The 20,499-nt window shown below is 39.2% G+C and carries 20 protein-coding genes and 2 pseudogenes; 10 read left to right on the top strand and 12 right to left on the bottom strand.

Going from position 1 to position 20,499, the window contains the following annotated elements:
- Positions 1 to 112 precede the first annotated feature (112 nt).
- From argB to argJ, 4 genes and pseudogenes are all read left to right on the top strand, one after another.
- Entirely contained in the window at positions 113 to 928 is an 816-nt protein-coding gene (gene argB / locus V8V91_RS12705) for an acetylglutamate kinase (RefSeq protein ID WP_373400402.1), read from the top strand.
- Positions 929 to 2,124, top strand: a pseudogene (locus tag V8V91_RS12700) (aspartate aminotransferase family protein). It begins immediately after the preceding gene.
- A gap of 1 nt (position 2,125) precedes the next feature.
- The gene (gene argC, locus V8V91_RS12695) at positions 2,126 to 3,169 is read left to right on the top strand and encodes an N-acetyl-gamma-glutamyl-phosphate reductase (protein WP_373400401.1); all 1,044 of its coding nucleotides are present in this window, start codon (positions 2,126 to 2,128) and stop codon (positions 3,167 to 3,169) included.
- 11 nt (positions 3,170 to 3,180) lie between these two features.
- Positions 3,181 to 4,392 (top strand): bifunctional glutamate N-acetyltransferase/amino-acid acetyltransferase ArgJ, encoded by a 1,212-nt coding sequence (argJ, locus tag V8V91_RS12690; RefSeq protein WP_373400400.1) that lies wholly within the window; start codon positions 3,181 to 3,183, stop codon positions 4,390 to 4,392.
- Between the two features lie 80 nt (positions 4,393 to 4,472).
- On the opposite strand, the gene V8V91_RS12685 is transcribed toward argJ, so the two are convergent.
- The 5 genes and pseudogenes from V8V91_RS12685 to V8V91_RS12665 form a co-directional block, all read right to left on the bottom strand.
- Positions 4,473 to 5,720, bottom strand: coding sequence for an NAD(P)/FAD-dependent oxidoreductase (locus tag V8V91_RS12685; RefSeq protein ID WP_373400399.1), 1,248 nt, complete (start codon positions 5,718 to 5,720; stop codon positions 4,473 to 4,475).
- Positions 5,721 to 5,754: 34 nt separating this feature from the next.
- Positions 5,755 to 6,757, bottom strand: a pseudogene (locus V8V91_RS12680) (4-hydroxyproline epimerase).
- 87 nt (positions 6,758 to 6,844) lie between these two features.
- The gene (locus V8V91_RS12675; protein WP_373400397.1) at positions 6,845 to 7,138 is read right to left on the bottom strand and encodes an aldehyde dehydrogenase (NADP(+)); all 294 of its coding nucleotides are present in this window, start codon (positions 7,136 to 7,138) and stop codon (positions 6,845 to 6,847) included.
- 29 nt (positions 7,139 to 7,167) lie between these two features.
- Positions 7,168 to 8,298, bottom strand: a complete 1,131-nt coding sequence (locus V8V91_RS12670) for an aldehyde dehydrogenase (NADP(+)) (RefSeq protein ID WP_373400396.1) — start codon at positions 8,296 to 8,298, stop codon at positions 7,168 to 7,170.
- Between the two features lie 121 nt (positions 8,299 to 8,419).
- The gene (locus V8V91_RS12665; protein ID WP_373400395.1) at positions 8,420 to 9,310 is read right to left on the bottom strand and encodes a dihydrodipicolinate synthase family protein; all 891 of its coding nucleotides are present in this window, start codon (positions 9,308 to 9,310) and stop codon (positions 8,420 to 8,422) included.
- Between the two features lie 132 nt (positions 9,311 to 9,442).
- On the opposite strand from V8V91_RS12665, the gene V8V91_RS12660 reads away from it, so the two are divergent.
- From V8V91_RS12660 to V8V91_RS12650, 3 genes are all read left to right on the top strand, one after another.
- A complete protein-coding gene (locus tag V8V91_RS12660) occupies positions 9,443 to 10,309 on the top strand; it encodes an AraC family transcriptional regulator (protein ID WP_373400394.1) in 867 nt (288 codons plus the stop codon).
- A 211-nt stretch (positions 10,310 to 10,520) separates the two neighbouring features.
- Positions 10,521 to 11,066: a hypothetical protein gene (locus V8V91_RS12655; protein ID WP_373400393.1), complete on the top strand. Its 546-nt coding sequence runs from the start codon at positions 10,521 to 10,523 to the stop codon at positions 11,064 to 11,066.
- Positions 11,067 to 11,134: 68 nt separating this feature from the next.
- Entirely contained in the window at positions 11,135 to 11,296 is a 162-nt protein-coding gene (locus tag V8V91_RS12650) for a hypothetical protein (RefSeq protein ID WP_373400392.1), read from the top strand.
- A 148-nt stretch (positions 11,297 to 11,444) separates the two neighbouring features.
- Here the strand turns inward: V8V91_RS12650 and V8V91_RS12645 are convergent, their stop codons facing one another.
- The 5 genes from V8V91_RS12645 to V8V91_RS12625 are packed head-to-tail and all read right to left on the bottom strand — an operon-like array spanning position 11,445 to position 15,982.
- Complete coding sequence (locus tag V8V91_RS12645) at positions 11,445 to 12,995, bottom strand: M1 family aminopeptidase (protein WP_373400391.1); 1,551 nt, start codon at positions 12,993 to 12,995, stop codon at positions 11,445 to 11,447.
- Positions 12,935 to 13,408, bottom strand: a complete 474-nt coding sequence (locus V8V91_RS12640; RefSeq protein WP_373400390.1) for a hypothetical protein — start codon at positions 13,406 to 13,408, stop codon at positions 12,935 to 12,937. Before V8V91_RS12640 ends, V8V91_RS12645 begins: the two co-directional genes overlap by 61 nt.
- Complete coding sequence (locus V8V91_RS12635; RefSeq protein WP_373400388.1) at positions 13,387 to 14,232, bottom strand: hypothetical protein; 846 nt, start codon at positions 14,230 to 14,232, stop codon at positions 13,387 to 13,389. Before V8V91_RS12635 ends, V8V91_RS12640 begins: the two co-directional genes overlap by 22 nt.
- Positions 14,229 to 15,086: an ABC transporter permease gene (locus V8V91_RS12630; protein WP_373400387.1), complete on the bottom strand. Its 858-nt coding sequence runs from the start codon at positions 15,084 to 15,086 to the stop codon at positions 14,229 to 14,231. Before V8V91_RS12630 ends, V8V91_RS12635 begins: the two co-directional genes overlap by 4 nt.
- Before the next feature lie 26 nt (positions 15,087 to 15,112).
- Positions 15,113 to 15,982, bottom strand: a complete 870-nt coding sequence (locus V8V91_RS12625; RefSeq protein WP_373400385.1) for an ABC transporter ATP-binding protein — start codon at positions 15,980 to 15,982, stop codon at positions 15,113 to 15,115.
- Between the two features lie 225 nt (positions 15,983 to 16,207).
- Here V8V91_RS12625 and V8V91_RS12620 point away from each other — a divergent pair, with 225 nt between their 5' ends.
- The 3 genes from V8V91_RS12620 (at position 16,208) to V8V91_RS12610 (ending at position 19,243) form a co-directional block, all read left to right on the top strand.
- Positions 16,208 to 16,573 (top strand): hypothetical protein, encoded by a 366-nt coding sequence (locus V8V91_RS12620; protein WP_373400384.1) that lies wholly within the window; start codon positions 16,208 to 16,210, stop codon positions 16,571 to 16,573.
- Positions 16,574 to 16,631: 58 nt separating this feature from the next.
- Complete coding sequence (locus V8V91_RS12615; RefSeq protein ID WP_373400383.1) at positions 16,632 to 17,459, top strand: VOC family protein; 828 nt, start codon at positions 16,632 to 16,634, stop codon at positions 17,457 to 17,459.
- Between the two features lie 203 nt (positions 17,460 to 17,662).
- Positions 17,663 to 19,243, top strand: a complete 1,581-nt coding sequence (locus V8V91_RS12610) for a DUF885 family protein (RefSeq protein WP_373400382.1) — start codon at positions 17,663 to 17,665, stop codon at positions 19,241 to 19,243.
- Positions 19,244 to 19,412: 169 nt separating this feature from the next.
- Here V8V91_RS12610 and V8V91_RS12605 read toward each other — a convergent pair whose 3' ends face one another.
- Together V8V91_RS12605 and V8V91_RS12600 are read right to left on the bottom strand one after the other, a co-directional pair.
- Positions 19,413 to 20,150 carry a hypothetical protein gene (locus tag V8V91_RS12605; RefSeq protein WP_373400381.1) on the bottom strand — a complete coding sequence of 246 codons (738 nt, stop codon included), beginning with the start codon at positions 20,148 to 20,150 and terminating at the stop codon, positions 19,413 to 19,415.
- A 54-nt stretch (positions 20,151 to 20,204) separates the two neighbouring features.
- Entirely contained in the window at positions 20,205 to 20,477 is a 273-nt protein-coding gene (locus V8V91_RS12600; RefSeq protein ID WP_373400379.1) for a hypothetical protein, read from the bottom strand.
- Between the last annotated feature and the right edge of the window lie 22 nt (positions 20,478 to 20,499).

Below are 20,499 nucleotides of genomic sequence, written 5' to 3'. Positions count from 1 at the left end.
CAAGTATTCATTATTAAACAGTAGAAATTCAATTCTGATCGATTTTAGGAATGAGGATTCAAACGGAAAATTCATTTTAGAAAAAGATCAATTTATTATAAAAAAAGTAAAAATGTCTAAGCAAAGAATTCTCATCAAGTATGGTGGGAATGCGATGGTCAATTCAGACTTGCAAGAAGAGATTGCGACGCAAATTTTTAAACTTCAGCAAGCAGGTTTTGAAGTCATCATGGTTCATGGAGGTGGTCCATTTATCAATAAAGCGCTAGAGAAAGCAGCAATTACCACCCAGTTTGTGGATGGTTTGAGAGTAACGGAGAAAAATGCTTTTGCAGAAATCCAAAAAGCATTGATTGGCGAAGTCAATGCCGATCTTATTTCTACTCTCAATAAAAACAACTTAAAAGCTATTGGCCTATCTGGAAAAGATGCTGGAATGGTTCAGGCCAAGAAATTGCAACATACGTCCGCCAATGGGCAATTGGTGGATTTAGGCTTAGTAGGTGAGATCACAGAGATTGATGAGGGTTTACTGGAAACTTTATGTGATGCAGATTATGTACCAGTAGTAGCATGTATCGCTGATGGTCCGGATGGTCTAAGCTATAATATCAATGCGGATACTTTTGCAGGAAAATTGGCTGCAGCTGTGAAAGCAGATCAATTTATCGTACTGACGGATGTAGATGGGTTATTTTTAAACTATCCAGACCCTGACTCAATCATTCATGAACTTAACGAATCTCAAGTAAATGAATACATGGGGAAAGCTATTCAAGGCGGTATGATCCCGAAGATTCAGTCCTGTGTTTTGGCATTGAAAGAAGGAGTGAAGAAGTCCATTATTCTTAATGGAACGAAACCTCAACAAATCGCAGATTATGCGATCAAAGGAAAACAAATTGGAACTACACTGACACTCAAATAAATGATGAATAACCAAGATTTATATACTCAGGACAGGGAGAATTATTTACCGACCTTTAACCGGTTTCCTATTGCCTTTATCAAAGGAAAAGGAAGCCGGCTTTGGGATGCAGATGGAAAGGAATATGTTGATTTATTGGCGGGAATTGCAGTTAATAATGTAGGTCATTGCCATCCCAAAGTAGTATCCGTGATCCAAAAACAAGCTGCGGAATTGATGCATATTTCCAATTTCTTCGTGAGCCCACAGCAGGTAGCACTTAGTGAATTATTGGTTAAAATTTCTGGCTTAGATCGGGTTTTTCTAACCAATAGTGGAGCTGAATCGGTAGAGGGAGCCATTAAAATTGCGAGAAGATATGCCCATAAACATGGTAAAGGGGGAAAGTGATTTCTATGGAAAACTCTTTCCATGGTAGGACTTTGGCTACCATTGCTACCGGTCAGAAGAAATATCAAGAAGGATTTGGACCTATACCGACAGGTTTTGCTCAGGTTCCATTTAACGATTTAGAAGCTGTAGCTTCTGCGATCGATCAAGATACTGCAGCTGTGATCTTAGAGCCAGTACAAGGAGAAGGAGGGGTAATTCCGGCTGACAAGTCGTACCTTGAAGGACTTCGGAAGCTTTGTGACGAACAAGGAGTACTTTTAATTTTTGACGAAATCCAATGTGGAATAGGGCGAACTGGGAAATGGTTTGCTAAAGACCATTATGGAGTGCAGCCTGATATTATGACCTTGGCAAAGGGACTGGGTGGAGGAATGCCTATCGGGGCAGTGCTTTGCAATGAAAAAGTTGCAGATGCGATCCAGTTTGGAGACCACGGGACCACTTTTGGTGGAAATCCTTTGGCAGCAGCTTCTGCTATTGCCACCATTGATACTATAGCTGAAGAGCAATTGTGTAAAAAAGCCTTTGAAACTGGCGCCTGGTTAAGGGAGAAACTCGAAGAACTGATTGCCAAGCATGAGGAAATGGAATTTGTAAGAGGTCTCGGTTTGATGATTGGTGTTAAGGTAAAATCTCCTGGAGCACCTTTAGTTAAAAGATTGCTGGAAGAAGGAATTGTTGCAAATGCTACCGCAGGAGATATCCTAAGATTAGTCCCAGCTCTGAATATTCATCAGGAAGAGCTTCAGATTTTCTTGGACAAAATGGATGAAATATTGATTGAAACTACAACAAACGCCTAATATGAATCCTGAAAAATTAAAAGTTGCTATCGTTGGAGCTTCTGGATTTACGGGTTCAGAATTGGCTCGATTGCTAATTAGCCATCCAGAAGTAACCATATCAATGATTACTTCTGAATCTCATGTAGGAAAACCATTTTCTGATTTACATCCTCAATTTTTTTCTAGGTTGGATATTCCGTTGGAGAGTGCAGATCAGGTGGAAAAAGTGGATGTGGATGTCATTTTTCTTGCCTTACCTCACGGGGTTTCTATGGACTTTGTAGCCAGATGGAAGGATAAAGGGTCAAAAATCATTGACTTGTCAGGTGACTTTAGGCTCTCTTCCAAAGAGGTTTATGAAGAATGGTATGGTAAGAAACATACTTTTCCGGATGGATTTAAGACCAGTGTTTATGGTCTACCAGAATTATTTTCCAAGCAAATTGGTGATGCTGATTTAGTTGCAAATCCAGGTTGCTACCCAACCGCGTCCATTTTGAGTTTGGCACCTCTATATGCACTTGGGGTGATAGAGGCTGATTCGGTTGTCATTGATGCAAAATCAGGTTTAACTGGTGCAGGGATCAAAGCGAATGCCACGACACATTTTTCCAATGTGAATGAAAACTTTAAAGCCTATGGGATTGCAGGGCATAGACATACCATTGAGATCGAAGAACAATTAGGTGGTTTAGCGGGTTCTGCTACCACAGTACAGTTTACACCTCATTTATTACCTGTAGACAGAGGGATTTTGGCCACATCTTATGCCAAAGTCAAAGGAGATATGAACCAAGAAAAGCTGACGGAAATTTATCATGAATTTTATCAGGATAAACCGTTTGTCAGACTTAGGAATCAGGCTCCGGGAATCAAAGATGTCAGAGGAAGTCATTTTTGTGATGTTTTCCCTGTTTGGGATACAAGAACATCCCGTGTGATCGTCTTATCGGCTATTGATAATTTACTTAAAGGAGCGGCTAGTCAAGCTGTTCATAATATGAATCTAATGTTTGATTTACCCGAGGATACTGGACTAAATCAACTACCACTTAAACCTTAACAGGAAAAATAATGATCAAGAATATAACGAATGTAAGAGGTATTAAATGTTGGGGAGCACATACCGGCGTTAAGTCAATGAAGCGTGACTTGGCAATTATATATTCTGAGGTTCCCGCCGCAGCAGCAGGGACATTAACCCAAAACAAAGTGCGGGCCGAACCAATCAAAATCACTGAAAAGCATTTGAAAAATAATAAAGCTCAAGTGATAATCTGTAATGCGGGGAATGCAAATGCCTGTACTGGTGACCAAGGGCGAGAAGGAGCCGAAGCAATGGTAAAGACTACTGCTGAAATTTTGGGGATACCAGAAGATGATGTGATTGTCGCCTCTACTGGGATTATCGGGGTAGAGTTTCCTACAGAGGATGTGGTAGAAGGACTGAAAGTAAACCTTCCCAAACTGAGCGATGAACTGAAAGCAGGTTCATTTGTTGCAAATGCCATTTTGACTACGGATACCTTTGCCAAAGAAGGATTTGTGGAATTCAAGCATGAAGGCGAATCCATCAATATGGGAGGTGTAGCCAAGGGGTCTGGTATGATTCATCCCAATATGGCGACCATGCTGGCATTTATTGTAACTGACTTTAATATCGATGAACACCTACTTCAGGAAGCAGTAAGCTACTGCGTAGACCGTTCTTTCAATATGATTACCGTAGATGGGGATACTTCTACCAATGATATGGTAGCTGTGATGGCCAATGGTTTGGCTGGCAACAGAAAAGTTACTAATAAGGAAGATCCAGGCTATGAGTTATTTCAAAATAAGTTATTGGAGATTTTAACTCACTTGGCAAAACTGATCGTGTCTGATGGAGAAGGGGCTTCCAAGTTCATCGAATACAAGGTTACCAAAGCCAAAACAGAACAAATTGCGAGGACCTTAATCCGGGCAATTTCAGATTCTACCTTAGTAAAAACAGCCATGTTTGGTCGAGATCCTAACTGGGGAAGAATTGTGGCAGCATGTGGCAATGCCGGTGTTCCCTTCAATTATAAAAAAGTCAATCTATTTATTGGGGATCAGAATCATCTTGTTCAGGTTTTGGATAAAGGGAATCCTTTGGAATTTGACAAAGCTTATATGAAAAAACTACTAAGAGAAAGTCAAATTCAAGTGTTATTGGAGCTTAATTCAGGAGAGGAAGAAGGCATAGGATGGGGTAGTGATTTGACCACCGATTATGTCATGTTTAATTCTGTATATACTACCTAAGTTTTAATATAATAGAATTTAAAAAAGGCTTCCCAGATCACTGGGAAGCCTTTTTTAGTTTAAAGAAATCGGTAGTAGAATCAATTAAACCTGCCTACTTCAAACCCTTTGATTTCCAGGCTGGCATCTTTTTGTTGATGAAGCTCTGCAGTGACTTTTCCAGAGGCGGGAGCCAAGCTCACTCCCATCATGGAATGACCAGAGTTTACCAGCACATTGGAATATCCTGGGGCAAAACCAATGTAAGGTAATCCATCTGGAGAGCAAGGTCTCAAGCCTTTCCAAATTTGATCCGTTTTCGGGAATTTTGCTTCGAAATCAGGGTAATAGCGATTGATCGATTCATAAATCCCCTTCACTCGATTGAGGTTTATTTTTTGATTGGTACCTGTTATTTCCATGGTGCCTCCGAATCGGATTTGCTCTCCATAGGGACTTACTGCAACCTTCATTTCAGTTAAAATAGCAGCTTGTTTGATCTCAGGTTTGTTTTCTTGGATAAAGGAGTATCCTTTTCCTCCCATCATTGGAAGAGTGAAACCTAGCATTTTAGCCAATTCCCCTGACCAGGATCCTCCACAAAGAATGACCTTCTCGGCATCGATTTTTCCTTTGTCAGTTAATACTGCTTGTGCTTTTCCATGTGATTTTTCAAATCCATGAACTTGTGTATTGGAAAGGAATGAAACGCCTTTCTCTTCCAAATAGCTTTTTAAGAAACTATATAACTTTCCAGGGTCCAAGTGGGCATCTCCAGGGAATAAAACAGCTCCCCTGGCATTTACTTCCAGATTTGGTTCTATTTTCTGAATATCTTCTGGGCTTAGTATTTCGGCTTCCAAGCCATGTTTGCGAGCCAAGTGGGCAAATTCAACCTCTTCTGTTTCCACAGCTTTGGTTTGATAGATCATCATCAGCCCTTTCTCTTGCAAGGCAATAGCAGATTCGGGGTGCTCTTCTTTAAAATCAAGATAAAGTGCTTTGCTTAGCAAACTTAGATTTTTCAAATAAGGGATGCTTCGCTCCACATGGGCAGGGTTAGCTGCTTTGTAGAAAAGCAGTCCCCATTTTAATAGTTTTGCATCCAATCTTGGCTGAATATAGAAAGGGCTTTTGGAAGAAAACATCCAAGAAATGCCTTTGCTGATCATGCCAGGAGCGGCCAATGGGATAATATGACTTGGTACAATCATCCCTGCATTACCAGTAGAACAATTGGCCTGCAGGTCAGTTTGATCAATAATCTGAACTTCTATCCCCTCTTTTTGAAGGAAATAAGCGGTAAATAATCCTGTAATTCCGCCTCCAATGATGATAGTTGGTTTCATAATTTAGCTTCAAGTAATTGGTACTTGGTACAATTTATATTACTTGGAATCCATGTACATAAGGATCATCATCGTCCAAAAGGATGGTGTTGTACCCATACACTTTGGCCCAACCTTCAATGCTTGGGATGATCGCTGGTTTACCATTAATTTCAGTTTCTTCTTCTATTCTTCCTATAAACTTGGATCCGATAAAGCTTTCATGAATAAAGTCCTCTCCAGGTTTCAGTAGTCCTTTGGCATACCATTGTGCCAATCTTGCAGAGGTCCCTGTTCCACATGGTGATCTATCGATAGCTTTATCTCCATAGAATACAGCATTTCTGGCTGTGCTAGTAGGATCTAAAGTTTTACCTGTCCACAGGATATGAGATAATCCTCGGATTTGAGGGTGTTCAGGGTGAACGAAGTCGTATTTTTCATTCATTTTTTCCGAAGCGAGCGGGCCATTGATATTAACTGCTCAGCTTTGAAATGCTCTAGTCCCGGAAAGTTTTCCTGAGGATCCACGATGCAATAGAAGTTTCCGCCATACGCAACGTCCACCGTCAATATTCCTAATTCATCTGAATCTATTTCCAAACCTTCAGAGGCGAGGAAACTTTTAACATTTGTGAGCTTGACAGACTTTACTTTTTACCTTCCTGCTTGTATTCTACCAATACCAATCCGGCAGGAGTTTCAAGTCTTAATTGTCCAGGTGTTTTAGGATATATCAATCCTTCCTCTATGGCGATGGTGACTGTCCCGATGGTACCATGGCCACACATGGCTAAACAACCACTCGTTTCGATAAACAAAACGGCTACATCATTTTCAGGATTGTGAGGAGGGAAAAGCATGGAACCCGACATCATATCATGACCTCGGGGTTCAAACATCAATCCTGTTCTAATCCAGTCATAGTTATCAAGGAAAAACTGTCGTTTTTCCAACATGTTATCCCCTTTTAGGAATGGGACACCTCCTGATACTACCCGAACAGGGTTCCCACAAGTATGTGCATCAATGCACGAGAAAGTGTGTCTTGTTGACATGAATTAGTGCGCAATTATACCTTGAAGGACGTTTGGGTACGATAAACTGAACTTATCCATTTCAAAAGCCCTCTAAGGTCTTGGATATTAAATTTTATCTGAGGTGAATTTCCCGTTCACTTGTCTCATAATACCTAAAGGATTTTCATCTTTCAGGGCATCCGGGAGCAATTCAGAAGGCATGTCTTGGAATGCAATAGGTCTAGCAAAACGCTTGATGGCATGCGCCCCAACTGATGTGCTTCTTGAATCAGTGGTAGAAGGGAAAGGCCCGCCATGTTGCATCGCATATCCAACTTCTACCCCAGTGGGAACACCCGTAAACAACAATCTTCCACATTTTTCTTCTAGAAGGTTGATCAGTTCAGATTGAGCTTTCAATTCAGATTTGTCCGCCCAAAGGGTGATGGTTAATTGTCCGTGAAGTTTTTGGCTACCTCAATCAATTCACTTTCATCTTCATAGACTACCATCAATGCAAAGGAACCAAATACTTCTGCTTGGAAGAGATCATCTGCAATCCAGTCAGAAGCTTTAATCTCTGCCAATGCAGGACTGACATTGATAAGGTGCTTTGCATCTGGAACTTTTACCCATTTTAATTCTGGACGGGCTTGAAGATTTTCAATGGCCGTATAGTAGGAGGAAGCAATTCCTTCGTGTAACATCGGTCCAGCTGCCGCAGTTTGCAAGGCTTCAGAGACTGCATTTTCAAATCTGGATGCCAATGCCCTTGGAACAAAAATTAATCCTGGATTGGTACAGAATTGACCGGCTCCTAAAGTAAGTGAACTTACGTAGCTTTGAGCCATCGGTACCAATTCGTTTTCCAATCGCTCAGGAAAGGCAAAAACTGGATTAACCGAACCCATTTCCGCATAGACAGGAATTGGTTCTTTTCGATCGTTAGCAATATTGAAAAGGGATTTTCCTGCCCCATAAGAACCAGTAAAACCTACTGCTTTCGCCAAAGGATGTTTGACCAAGTCCTGTCCCATTTTTACACCACCTTCTACGTGGGTAAACACTCCAGCTGGTAAGCCTGATTTTTTAACTGCCTGAGAAATACATTCTCCTACAAATTTTGAGGTGTCAGGGTGTGCTGGGTGTCCTTTGTATACCACAGGGCAACCCGCTGCTAATGCAGAGATGGTATCACCCCCTGCAGTAGAAAATGCCAGAGGAAAGTTACTGGCTCCAAATACCACTACAGGGCCTAATGGAGTCAACATTCTTCGAATATCTGCTTTAGGTAATGGAGTTCGATTAGGATCGGCAGGATCTATAGTCGCTTCCAACCAGCTTCCTTCTCTAACTAGAGATGCAAAAAGTTTTATTTGGCCAGTAGTCCTTCCAAGCTCTCCATTTATTCTTCCTTCAGGAAGATTAGATTCTCTTACAGCCATCAGAACTATAGCACTTCTGTTCTCCTCCAGTATTTCAGCGATTTTTTCCAAGAAATCAGCTTTCTTTCCGGCAGGTAAATTTTTATAGGATAGAAATGCTTCTTGAGCTGCGGAAAATATTGTATCGAGATTCATAGAAATTTAAAATTGAAAAGGTTATCAGATAAGAAAATTCATTAAGCTAAAAGCCAGAGCTTAAGTTACAATTTTTGTTCCTAAGCCCTGACTTTTTATTTTGGTGATTACAACTTAATGATTAAAGACTAGGCCTATTGGCAATTCCGTCTTTGATAATTTTTTCAATTCGTTCTCTTTCTTCTCCAATAAGCGTCAATCTCGGTGCACGAACATGTTCAGACCCGATTCCACAATGATATTCAGCTAATTTGATGTACTGAACTAATTTTGGATGGATGTCAAGTTCTAGCAATGGAAGGAACCAGCGATAAATCTTCCGAGCTTCTTCGATTTTTCCTTCATTGACTAAATTGAAAATAGTTACGGTCTCTTTTGGGAAAGCACAAACTAATCCAGCAACCCATCCTACAGCTCCCATTAACAATTCTTCCATCGCAAGTGTATCTACACCACATAATAATTGGAAACGGTCACCAAATCTGTTGATCATTCTGGTAACATTGGAAATGTCACGAGTAGATTCCTTGATCGCTTGAATATTAGAACAGTCTGCTAACTCAGCAAACATGTCAATCGTCACTAATGTTTTATAATCCACTGGATTATTATAGATCATAATCGGTAGGTCTGTACTATTTGCTACAGTTTTTAAATAAGTGACTACTTCTCTGGCATCAGCAGCATATCTCATTGGAGGCAACATCATCAATCCTGAAGCACCTAATTCTTTTGCCTTCGCAGCCCAGAATAATGCATCTTTGGTAGCACCTTCAGCGATGTTTAGAATGACAGGAACTTTACCTGCAACATAATCAACCGTTTCTTTGGTCAAGGTGATTTTTTCTTCTTGGCTCAATACAGAGCTTTCTCCAAGAGTCCCTCCAAGGATAATTCCATGTACTCCTGATTCCAATTGGAAATCAATGTTTTTGAAAAACAAATCCATATCTAGACTTCCGTCCGCATGGAATTTAGTAGTTACCGCAGGGAATACGCCTTTCCAGTTCATATCGTTTTTTTATTTCAAAATTAGGGGATGCAGGAATGTTTTTCGCTCACTGAATTAGTAAAAAATGATTCTATATTGATGTTATAATGAAAAAATTGTTAAAATTGCGGCAATTGAATACCATTATAGCTTATGAGTAAAGTAATTTCTTTCCAAATCCCTAAGTCTGGAAAGACCTTTGTACAGTACCAAGAAGATAGAGGAAAGTATTTTTATAATAACCTTCACCAGCATCCACAATGCCAGTTGACCGTGATTTTAGAAGGTCGAGGTCAGTTATTAGTTGGAGACTATGTTGGGCGTTTTGAAGCAGGTGATGTATTCCTATTAGGCGAAAGTATTCCCCATGTTTTTAGAAGTGATGCGGAGTATTTTGAAGATGATAGTAAGTTATCTACTGCAGGAAATACTATATTTTTAGATTTTCAAGCTTTTGGAAAATCATTGGAGGAGGTAGATGAGTTTAAAGAACTGATTCAATTAAATGAGCGAATTAATGGCTGTTTCAAAATAAAAGGGAAGACTAAAGAAGAAATAATGAGACTGTTTGACGGCTTCCCCTCTTTATCAGGATTAGAAAAACTACAGCGGGCACTTCATATGTTAGCTCTGTTGAATTTTGAATCCAAGGATTTGAAGGCATTAAACATGATTCCTTTTTTGAAGTCACTATCCGAGCGAGATGGGAAAAGAATGGATCAGGTAATGCGATTTATTCTAGAAAATAGTTCCAGGCCTATTTCTTTGGATGAGGTGGCAGAGCAAGCATTTATGAGTAAAGAAGCATTTTGCAGATTTTTCAAACTAAGAACAAGGAAGACATTTACCCAATACCTCCAACAACTACGAATCACCGAGGCCAAAAAACTTTTGATTGAAACCGACCTGGGGATTTCACAGATCTCTTTTCAGGTAGGTTTTCAAACATTATCTCATTTTAATAAAACCTTCAAAAGCCTCACGAATCAAACTCCAAAGTCTTGGAGAAAGTTAAATTAAATTCAATCAAAGGGGACTAAATTCCCCGAAATAGGGTCGTTGCTTTTCAATAATAGCCTGAAAAAAGTTGGTTAAAATAGGTAAATATTATAAAAATAATATATTTAAATAATTGATTTACAGATAATTAAATATTTTAGCTTATTGATTCCTAAGTCCCTAATAAAGTAAGGCACTCGCTTTGGCTTTCATAGTTCAAAACTAACCAACTATGAAAAAGCTTATTTTATCCATTACACTGCTGATTGCAGGTCTTACAGTTCAAGCTCAACAAGTAAGGGAACTTGATGAAATCAATGAGGATAATTCCTGGTTGAAATTAGGTGTCAATTTAGGTGCTCCAGTCGGAGACGTTGGAAATTACTCTTCCTTTGCATTGGGCCTTGATGTAGCTGCTCAGTTTATGAGAACAGACAATTTTGGATTGGGTATTGCCACAGGTTATACCAAGTATTTTGAAAAATCCAGTGCTGAAAATTATGATGGCCTGAATGATGGCTTTGGTGCTATTCCACTAGGGATCATGTTTCGGTATTACCCTCAACCCGAAGGATTCTTTGTAGGAACTGACGTGGGGTACACGTTTTTGACTAGTGTTAATTCTGCTGACGGAGGAGCCTATATCAGACCACAGTTAGGGTATCACAATTATGATTGGAATATTTTCGGGTATTACAATCAAGTTTTTAGAGCAGACCCATCCATTGATATTCAAAGTATAGGTGTGGCTGTTACCTATAATATTCGATTTAAATAATTCACTAAAACCATTTCAACCATGAAAAATCAATTGATCAAATACACGCAAAATCTTTTTTATTGATAATGGCAATGACTACAAGTCTTACATCTTTTGCACAGGATGGAGGGCTGGACATTGATGTCAATATCGGAGAGCCAGAATGGTACCAACAAACCTGGGTTTGGGTAGTAGGAGCAGCAGTTTTCGTATTAATACTAGTTGCACTACTTAGAAAAAGAAAGTAAAACTTATCTAAAAAGGAAAGAGGCTGTCTCAAAAGTTCATCGTTTTGTCAGCCTGAGCGGAGTCGAAGGCTAAATGCAGCGAATTAAACTACATTTCTACTTCGCTCAATGTGACAAGACGTATTTATAAGACAGCCTCTTTTTTATGTTAGAGAATTTCAACTAAAATCGTATTGTCATCAGGAATTCGATCTATCAATTTATTGTAGGGATCAATTCCAGCTTTGACGGGTTCTCCTTTCACCCTAATTGTAAGAGTGGTTTCACCAGGTTTTATTTTATATTTCTGGACATAGAGGGGATTTACACGATCCTTTCCATTTTCGTCTTGGTCTTCCGCAGCGAATATGCCAATATCTATATAATCACCTTCATAAGAGGCATCAGATTCTTCACCGGCTGAATCAGCATAAAGTTTCTGAGAATGGATTTTGATAGTTACATCATATTCATCATCAGCAATTTTTGTGGCTGTGACTTCCACCGTTTTGTTGTCGTACAACGTGATTTTGTTCCAAGTATCATCCAAATAATATCGCAAACTATCAGGAGTATACGCTTCCAAATGCCTATACAGATCTGAACTTCCAGGGAATGGAGGGATAGTTTTTAAACCAAATTCGGCATTAAAATTATATAGCGCACTATCTATCGCTTCTTCGCCAATCAAATCCCGAAGTCCATATAAGATCAAACTTCCTTTGTTATACCATTGGTAGGGCCTATTACAGTTAATGAATACATTTTCTTTTTTGCTTTCGTTCGATCTACCCCGTAGGTAATCATCTAATTCATCTTTGAGGAATCTTTTCATGTTTTCCTTCCCATATTTTCGTTCAGAAAGAATCAAAGCTGAAAATTCCGCCAAAGCTTCAGAAGTTAAATTGGCTCCTCTTGTATAGTTTGGTGTGATTTGATGCCCCCACCATTGGTGAGCCAATTCGTGAGCAGTAACATAATAGACATAATCAAAGCTGTTTGGATCGGAGAAATCTGCTACCCAACCAAAGCTTTCTGCAAAAGGAACTGTGTTTGGAAAAGATTGGGCAAAACCTGCATAGCGAGGGAATTCCAAAATCCTCATTTGCCTGAATTGAAATGGTCCATACGTTTCAGAGAAATAAGTCAATCCATCTTTATAGGATTGTACAAATCGATCCAGATTGTATTCATGGCCTTTTTGGTAATAAATTTCAATATCTATACTCTGTCCATTCGGTAAACTGGTCTTGTCTCTTAAGACTTCATATTCTGCTGACAAAACTGAAAAGAATGCCTGAATTGGACTATCCTGTATATAATGGAAATAGCGTCGGTCTCCCTCAATCCATTCCCTTTGCAAATACCCTGGTGCCACAGCAATTTGGCTCGGAATAGTACTGACAGTTGCCTCAAAATCGATGAAATCCGCATCGTCTTGAAATAACAAAGTCTTTTTTCCATAGGGATCATCATGTGGAGGTAGATCATCTGGCTTTTCTGGCAATTCATATTCTCTTCTTTTTTCATCACTACTCAACTCAATACTTGATGAATAACCAATTTCCGGCATTCCTCCAGCAATAAAAGAACCATTATGAACTAACTCTCTTCCAAAACCTGAGTTAGGAAATTTATCATTGATGACCTTACTCTTGATCACCAGGTCCAAGGTGTCCCCGGCATCAGTGTTTGAGGTAAGGCAGTAATTCGATACCATTCCTTCTCAGCTTTTTTACCAAAGATTTGAAACTTTCTCGGCTCGTAATGGAGAGGAAAACGATAGGGCAATTCCTGACCATTGTAAAGAATTTCAAAGTCGGTTAATGAGGCACTATTGAAATGAACCGAATCTATAGGCTCATCAGTCTTATTTACCATGCTTACTTCAGCCTCAAAATAAGCGTCTCTTTCTAGCGGATAAAGATCCGCTTTTAGATTGACCTTAATGATTTTAGGTTGGGCCATAAACTCATATTGCTTGAGCTGTTTTTCATAGGCCACTTGTCTTTTTTCGCCTTCGTCGGAAGTTTGGTAGCCATTCTCATATACCGTCGATTGGTATATGTAGGTACCGGAAAGAAGGGCTATAAACAAAAAACCATAAGAAGTCAAAGCAGTCTTTTTACCCAATTTATTTTTTGCGGTGGTAATCCTACTTTTTGTGGAGCTATCAGTTCCCCTGCTATAGAAAATGCTGAAAAAAGGATTAGAAATATTCCGAATGCCGTCCAATATAAGTTGAACCAGAATAGCGGTTCTCCAAAGTGCCCCAACCCATTCATGTCACTCCATCTATATCCCGGTTTATAGGAGAAGAAGAACATGTTGAAATCGTAATTGGCGAAATTCCTTAAAACTATAATCAAGACCCAAATTCCAATGGCAGCAGCATGGCCTGCGAATTTGTTATTGACTAACAAATGGACAGCAAATACCAACATGACCATTTGAAGGTAATCTGGTAAGGAAATGAGGTAACTATCTACTAGGTAGACGCCTAAATCATAGTTGAAATATCCTTTTAAAGTTTGGATAATGATCCCAACTACGATGGGCAAAGTCGTCAATAAAAGGCAGATAAAAGCCATCCCAGAGAATTTGGATGCAATTACCGCCCCATCTTTTACAGGAAAAGTATCATTGATGACAGAGTAACCCGAAGACTTGTCTCGATGCAGTGTTTCTCCAGTGAAAAACACGATGATGATGAAGACAAAAATATTATAATCAAAGGTTTTGTACTCCATCAAAAAGGAAGTGGAAGGGAAGTTGGGTACGCTATAGAGTGTATTGCCAATCCAAAAATCCAAAATCAAAAATACAGAACCGCCCAATAAAATGGAACGGAAATAGACATCCTTAAGGATGTTTTGTACTTCTATTTTGGTAAGTGTTATAAAGCTATTCCATTGATAGTTTCCTGTGAAATCTGCTTTTGCCAGTACTTTTTTCAATACAGGTGTTTCGCTCTTTTCAGCTTCTTTTTGCTCTTTTTCTGAATCGTACTGAAGAAATACGAGAAGCTAAATTTGAAATAGGAAGCTAGGAAAAATGCCAATCCAATCCCAGACCAAATTATCCTATTTAAAAGCAAGTTTCCACTAAGGGGAAGGATGAAATTGTTTTGCTCAAAGGGTGTTAAATACCGAGTTTGGTAATCAAAGGTGTTTAATCCAAACGGATCTAAAAGCTGTACTAAGTCTTTGTTTTCTATATCGCTGGCTAGAAAATTTGCCAATAGATAGGCGATGAATACTACGATTCCTCCCGAGTAAATGGATTTGATGTTTCTGGTAAAAACAATCAATGCAAAGAATAATGTGGAAGCAAACCATAGATTTGGCAAGGTCAAAGTCAGCCAAGGTTGAAGGTAGTTCCAAAGCGGGTTTGGTCCATATCGAAGTGCATCGGTTCCAAAGGTAGGGCCCAAAATACTTCCTAGGTAAATACCAATAAGGCTTCCTAAAGAAATGAAAAGCAAGGTGACAAAAGAGCCCCAAAACCTTCCCATAAAATAGCTGAATTTGGAAATAGGGTAACTAAAAAGGAATGTACCTGTTTTATGCTCTAAATCTCTATAAAGGGGAACACCCATTACCGCAGAAGCCAACAAGATTCCAAACAGAGAAATCAATAATTGAAGGTTGGCAATTACAATAGGAGCGTTGTGATATACTTTTTCGGAAGCAGGGGTGTTTCCGAAGCCAATTAATAGCATCGCCACAATAAGCAATAGTCCAAAGTAGATATAAGTTGCCGGCCGACTAAACCGGTATCTCAGTTCAAAAATGAAAATGTCTAAAAACATGTCAATTTCTTAAATAGTGATAGGGTCTACTTTTTTGAAATGTGACTGAAATAGACATCTTCAAGATCAGCAGGAGTTGGTTCAAATCCGTTTCCAGGGTCTGTTTCACTTTCAATTCTTAAACTTAATCTTCCTTCAATTAATTTGGTGGAAATAAGGTTGTATTCGTTTCTATAGGTGTCTAACTCCGATTTATCTATGGCTTTCTGATAGATCCTTCCCTGAATAGAGGTGATTCCATCTTTGGGTTTCCCTTGCATTAATACCTCTCCTTTACAGATGATAGCCATATTAGAACAAAGGGTATTCACGTCTTCTACGATATGGGTAGAAAGGATTACAATGGTGTTTTCCCCGATTTCGGAAAGCAAATTGTAGAATCTGTTTCGTTCGGAAGGATCTAAGCCAGCAGTCGGCTCATCTACAATGATTAAAGATGGATTTCCAACAAGGGCCTGTGCAATACCAAAACGCTGCCTCATTCCTCCTGAATAGGTGCCTAATCCTTTCTTTCTATCGGCATAGAGGTTTACTTTTTGAAGGAGATTCTCGACCAATACCTTACGGTCGGATTTATTTCCTATTCCTTTCATTTGGGCTATATGGTCCAACATAACCTCTGCATTGATTCTAGGATACAATCCAAAATCCTGAGGTAGATAGCCTAAACGCTCACGAACAGATTGTTTGTCTTTCAATACATTTATGTCATCCAATAGGATACTTCCATTGTCGGCATCCTGAAGGGTGGCAATAGTTCTCATCAAGGTGGATTTACCTGCTCCGTTGGGACCAAGTAGTCCAAACATCCCTTGTGGTATAGTGAGAGAAATGTCATTCAAAGCCTTTACTCCATTAGGATAAGTCTTTGATAAATTTTTGATAATTAACTCCATATGAAATTGATTGGGGGTTGAAGTGATCGTTAAAAAAAGTCTAGAAAAGCATGTATTTGGAAGTGATATTTTTTGCTATTGGAATATAAGAAATTGTTTTTAAATGGTTTAGGTGTTCAGGAGTATCGCAGTTCTTTGATAATAGATGCAGGATTTCCCTGTGTGGTTGCTCCTTTTTGGAAACTTATTCCTAAACTCGATTATTAAATCAAAGAATCTACCCTTATGAACTTTAGGAAAAATCATCTTCCTCCCTTGATTTTGATCTCTCTAATTATGATTCTATACTCTTGCCAAAAGGTAGAATTTAAAAAGGAATCAGGGGCTTTTGAAGTGTTTGCTGAAATGGTCCAAGCTGGTGTGAAACCTATTGCTTTGAGTCAACCTTTAAGTCCTTCTGAAATGGATTTATTTATGCCGGAAGCAACTAAAATTGCTGAGAAATATGAAATTTCAGTTTTTCGAGAGCCTAATCTGATTGGGACTAGTCTGTTTGATTCCTCAGTGGTCCAGGGAAAAGAGGTATTAATTCTGTATAAAGGAGAATCCTTAGAAGCTTATCAAATGCTGAAAAAAGAGCAAATGAATTAGAAGCTTCAAAGGAATACTCAGGTCAAAAAAGGAAGATGTTTCAAGGTCTTTCGGAAGAATGCTTGGGTATCCTGAATCGAATATTAACAATTTGCTGGCTCAGAATTCAGATTTTAAAGAACTAGGAGACTTTGGGATTACTGGTCAAGAATTAATTTGGTTTTATAAGGATTTACCTGAAGCAAAGAAATTTTACAGCGAGACGCTGGGGTTGAAAATACTTTCTGAGGAAGAGAAATCCGTTACTTTTCAGATTGCTGGGGACTCCAGACTTGTTATCAAAAGTGTTGAGGGAAGTGGGTATTCAGGAAATGAAGCAAAATCCGTTGCCCTAGCTTTATTGACTGATAATTTGGAAGCATGGTATAGTCACTTACAAAAGGAAAAAGTAACGATCAAATACACCTTGAAAGTTAAGCCAGATGGTGCACATGATGGGTTTGTGGCGGTGGATCCGGAAGGCTATTTATTGGAATTTGAAATGTTCAGAATGCATCCTGAAAATGAAAAATTCATTCCAGAATTGAAAGGTAGGAAACCCTTGGCAACTTCTTTAGGGGCTGAATATAATTTTTATGCAAGCATCACCTGGCTCTACTATAAAGACATGCTTCCAATGGAAAATTTCATGACTCAGAATCTCGGTTTGGAATTGTCTGCGGATCAAGGTTGGGCAAAAATATATCGTCTATCGGATAATAGTTATGTGGGTTTGGTAGACGAAATGCGTGGGATGAACTCTTTTTCTGAAGAAAAATTAGTGGAAGTAAAAATTGGATTGTCTGATTCGGATGGATGGGAAACCTATCTTAAAAAGAAGGATTCTGACTCCACACGTAGTTCTAATACTTTCAGCGATTTGGGTGGGTATCTATTTCGCTTTTAAAGCGCCAATCCATTCATAATCAGGAGGTAGTATACTTGTTGGTCTGCTTCATTTTAATTCATGTCATCTAGAGTTCTACAGTTTTGGCTTAATCATACATGAAAAATTTTTTCCTAAAAACTGAAAAAATGACGCTTATCAAATATTCCCCGAGTTTCGGATCAAATGAATTAATTTAAGGAATTAACCTAACCATCAACCAAATGAAGAAAACACTACTACTCGTATTATTGAGTATGGTTTTGAATAGTATATCTGCCACAGAACTAGTTCAGACCATTGAAACTTACCAGGCTGACTGGGGTGCTTTGAGGAGGTTATACACAAATAACTTGTCTATTGAATACTTTGATCGAATTGAAGAATTCAACACCAACTACCTAAATGACTTAAATAAGTTGAATTACAATAGCCTATCTGAAGACGGCAAGATTGATTACGTCTTGTTCAGAAATTTTTTGGAAAAGGAATTGGCTGAATTAGATCTGGAGCGAAGAGCCTTTGAAGAAATTTCTTCCGTGGTGGCATTTGGAGCGCCGCTTGAAGAGTTTGCGGTAGGAAGGAGAAGAGCGAAAACTCCGGATTCCCAAGCCTTGGCAGCTACGTGGAATGAGGTAGCCAAAAAAGTAGATGATCAATTAGCAGCACTTCCTAGTATGCCAAAATATACCAGTTGGCAAAAAGCAGATTTGGCTGCAGAAGCGGTTGAACGATTGAATAGAGTAGTTGGAGAAGCTTATTCCTACTATTATGATTATGATCCAATGTTTACTTGGTGGATGCCTGAACCTTGGAAAAAACTGGATGAAAGCATGAAGGCTTATGCCAAAGCATTACGTGGGCATTTTACCAATTCTGTGAAGGATGATGGGAGTGGGATTATCGGGAAACCTATTGGGCGCGAGGCATTGTTGAATCAGTTGGCTTTCGAAATGATTGCTTATAGCCCGGAAGAATTAATCGAAGAAGCAGAAAAGCAATTTGAATGGTGTGAGGCAGAAATGCTGAAAGCATCCAATGAATTGGGATTTGGAAATGATTGGAAAGCTGCCCTGGAGATGGTCAAAGAGACGTATTTGCCAGCAGGAGAATGGCCTGCAGAGGTGATTCGACTAGCAGAAGAAGCTACCGAATATGTAGAAAAAAATGATTTGGTAACTGTACCTCCAATGGCAAAAGAAACTTGGAGAACCACCATGATTTCTGCGGAGAGACAGCGAGTAAGTCCATTCTTCCTGGGAGGTGAGACCATTCAGATTTCTTATCCTACCTCAGAGATGAGCCATGAAGATAAAATGATGAGCATGAGAGGGAATAATCCTCATTTTTCCAGAGCCACAGTACAACATGAATTGATTCCTGGACACCATCTTCAGCAGTTTATGAACCAAAGAAACATGACACATAGACGGATGTTCAGAACTCCATTTTGGACAGAAGGATGGGCTTTGTACTGGGAGTTTGTTCTTTGGGACAGAGGTTTTCCAAGAGATGCGAAAGATAAAATTGGGATGCTATTTTGGAGAATGCATAGATGTGCCAGAATTATCTTCTCCTTGAGCTATCATCTGGAAGAAATGACTCCACAAGAATGTATTGACTTGTTGGTAGATAAAGTAGGACACGAAAGAGCTAATGCCGAAGCGGAAGTCAGAAGATCTTTTGAAGGAAGATATGGTCCGCTTTATCAAATTGCCTACATGATTGGGGCGTTGGAAATTTACTCTATGAGAGACGAAGTGGTCAATTCGGTAAAATGGGTGAAAAGGAATTTCATGATTTGATTTTAAGTCAGAACGCCATGCCAATTGAAATTTTGAGGGCGAAAGTGACTGGGAATCCTTTGAAGAGGGATCATAAAGCCAGTTGGAAGTTTTTGGATTAATCAAATCTCTCCCATAAAAAAAGGAACCCATTTTGGGTTCCTTTTTTAAATTATAAATCAACCAAATATTATTTAGGCTCGTTTTTAAGTTTGATAACGATAGCACCATTTTTAGCTTTTTCTCCAAACTTTTCAATAGCTGCATCGCCTTTTAACACAGAGATACTTTCAATGTTATTCGGTTCGATATCCTTAATTTCTTTGATGGGCTTCATGCCGTTTTTTGTATCCAGAAAATACATTGGTTCATTTCCATCTTTGGCACTTCCTGCCACATGAACTGATACACTTGGGCTTACTGCGCCTCCACCCTTAATACTAGTGGCTGCGGGATATCCAATCACTTTTGTCTGGGAAAGACCATTTTGGCCGAATTGAATGGCTTGTCCTCCCGTCATCGACTGGACACCAGAAACTCTCCCAAAGAATAATTCAGGGGAAGATTGAAGGCTTTCTTGCTGCTCCTCAGTCAACTCATTTTTAATGGAGACCAGGTTGTCCAATTGCAATTTCTTCAACTGGTTTTCCAATTTCAGCACAGCATCCATCTGCTTTTGGACTTCCACTTGATCGATTTTCGGTTGATCCAGTAAGTTTTTCAATTTTAAAGTGGCTGCATCTAAGTCCCATTTAAGGGTGCTGAATTCTCCTGCATTTTTGCTGTATGCTTTTTTGATATTGGCGACCTGAGCATCTGTTAGCTTCAATTCTTCTCGCATTCCCATGATTCGGTCTGCAGAATACAAGTTCCTTTGGAAAATATCCTGATTGGAATAAACTGAGGTGGCTACCTGCCCCTGGGCCATTCCTGCGCTTAGGATAAAAAGAGGATGAGTAGGTATTTCATAATATAAATTGGTTTAGTAGTCAGAAAGTAAAGAGGCAGTGGGAGATTCCCAAACATCCAAATAGGTAGTTTCTTCAATGACAAATTCTTGTTCATTGTTTTCATCTTCCTGAAGTGTGATAATTAAAACTTCTTTTGGTGCTTCAGGAATTGGTTGAGGCTCGTTCATAATCAAGCCTAACAATGCCAAGGAGGCTGCAATCCCCGCCGGTATCCAGAAATTAATTTTTCTTGTTTTATAGCTTGGGTAAGGAGGGATTTCCAATTGTTGATCCTGCTCCTTCATATTTTCAAAAACCTTTTCAGTT

Origin of the sequence: Algoriphagus halophilus, from assembly GCF_041729275.1 — a bacterium.
GTDB classification, from domain to species: domain Bacteria; phylum Bacteroidota; class Bacteroidia; order Cytophagales; family Cyclobacteriaceae; genus Algoriphagus; species Algoriphagus halophilus_A.
This window is presented reverse-complemented; position numbering and strand designations above follow the sequence as displayed.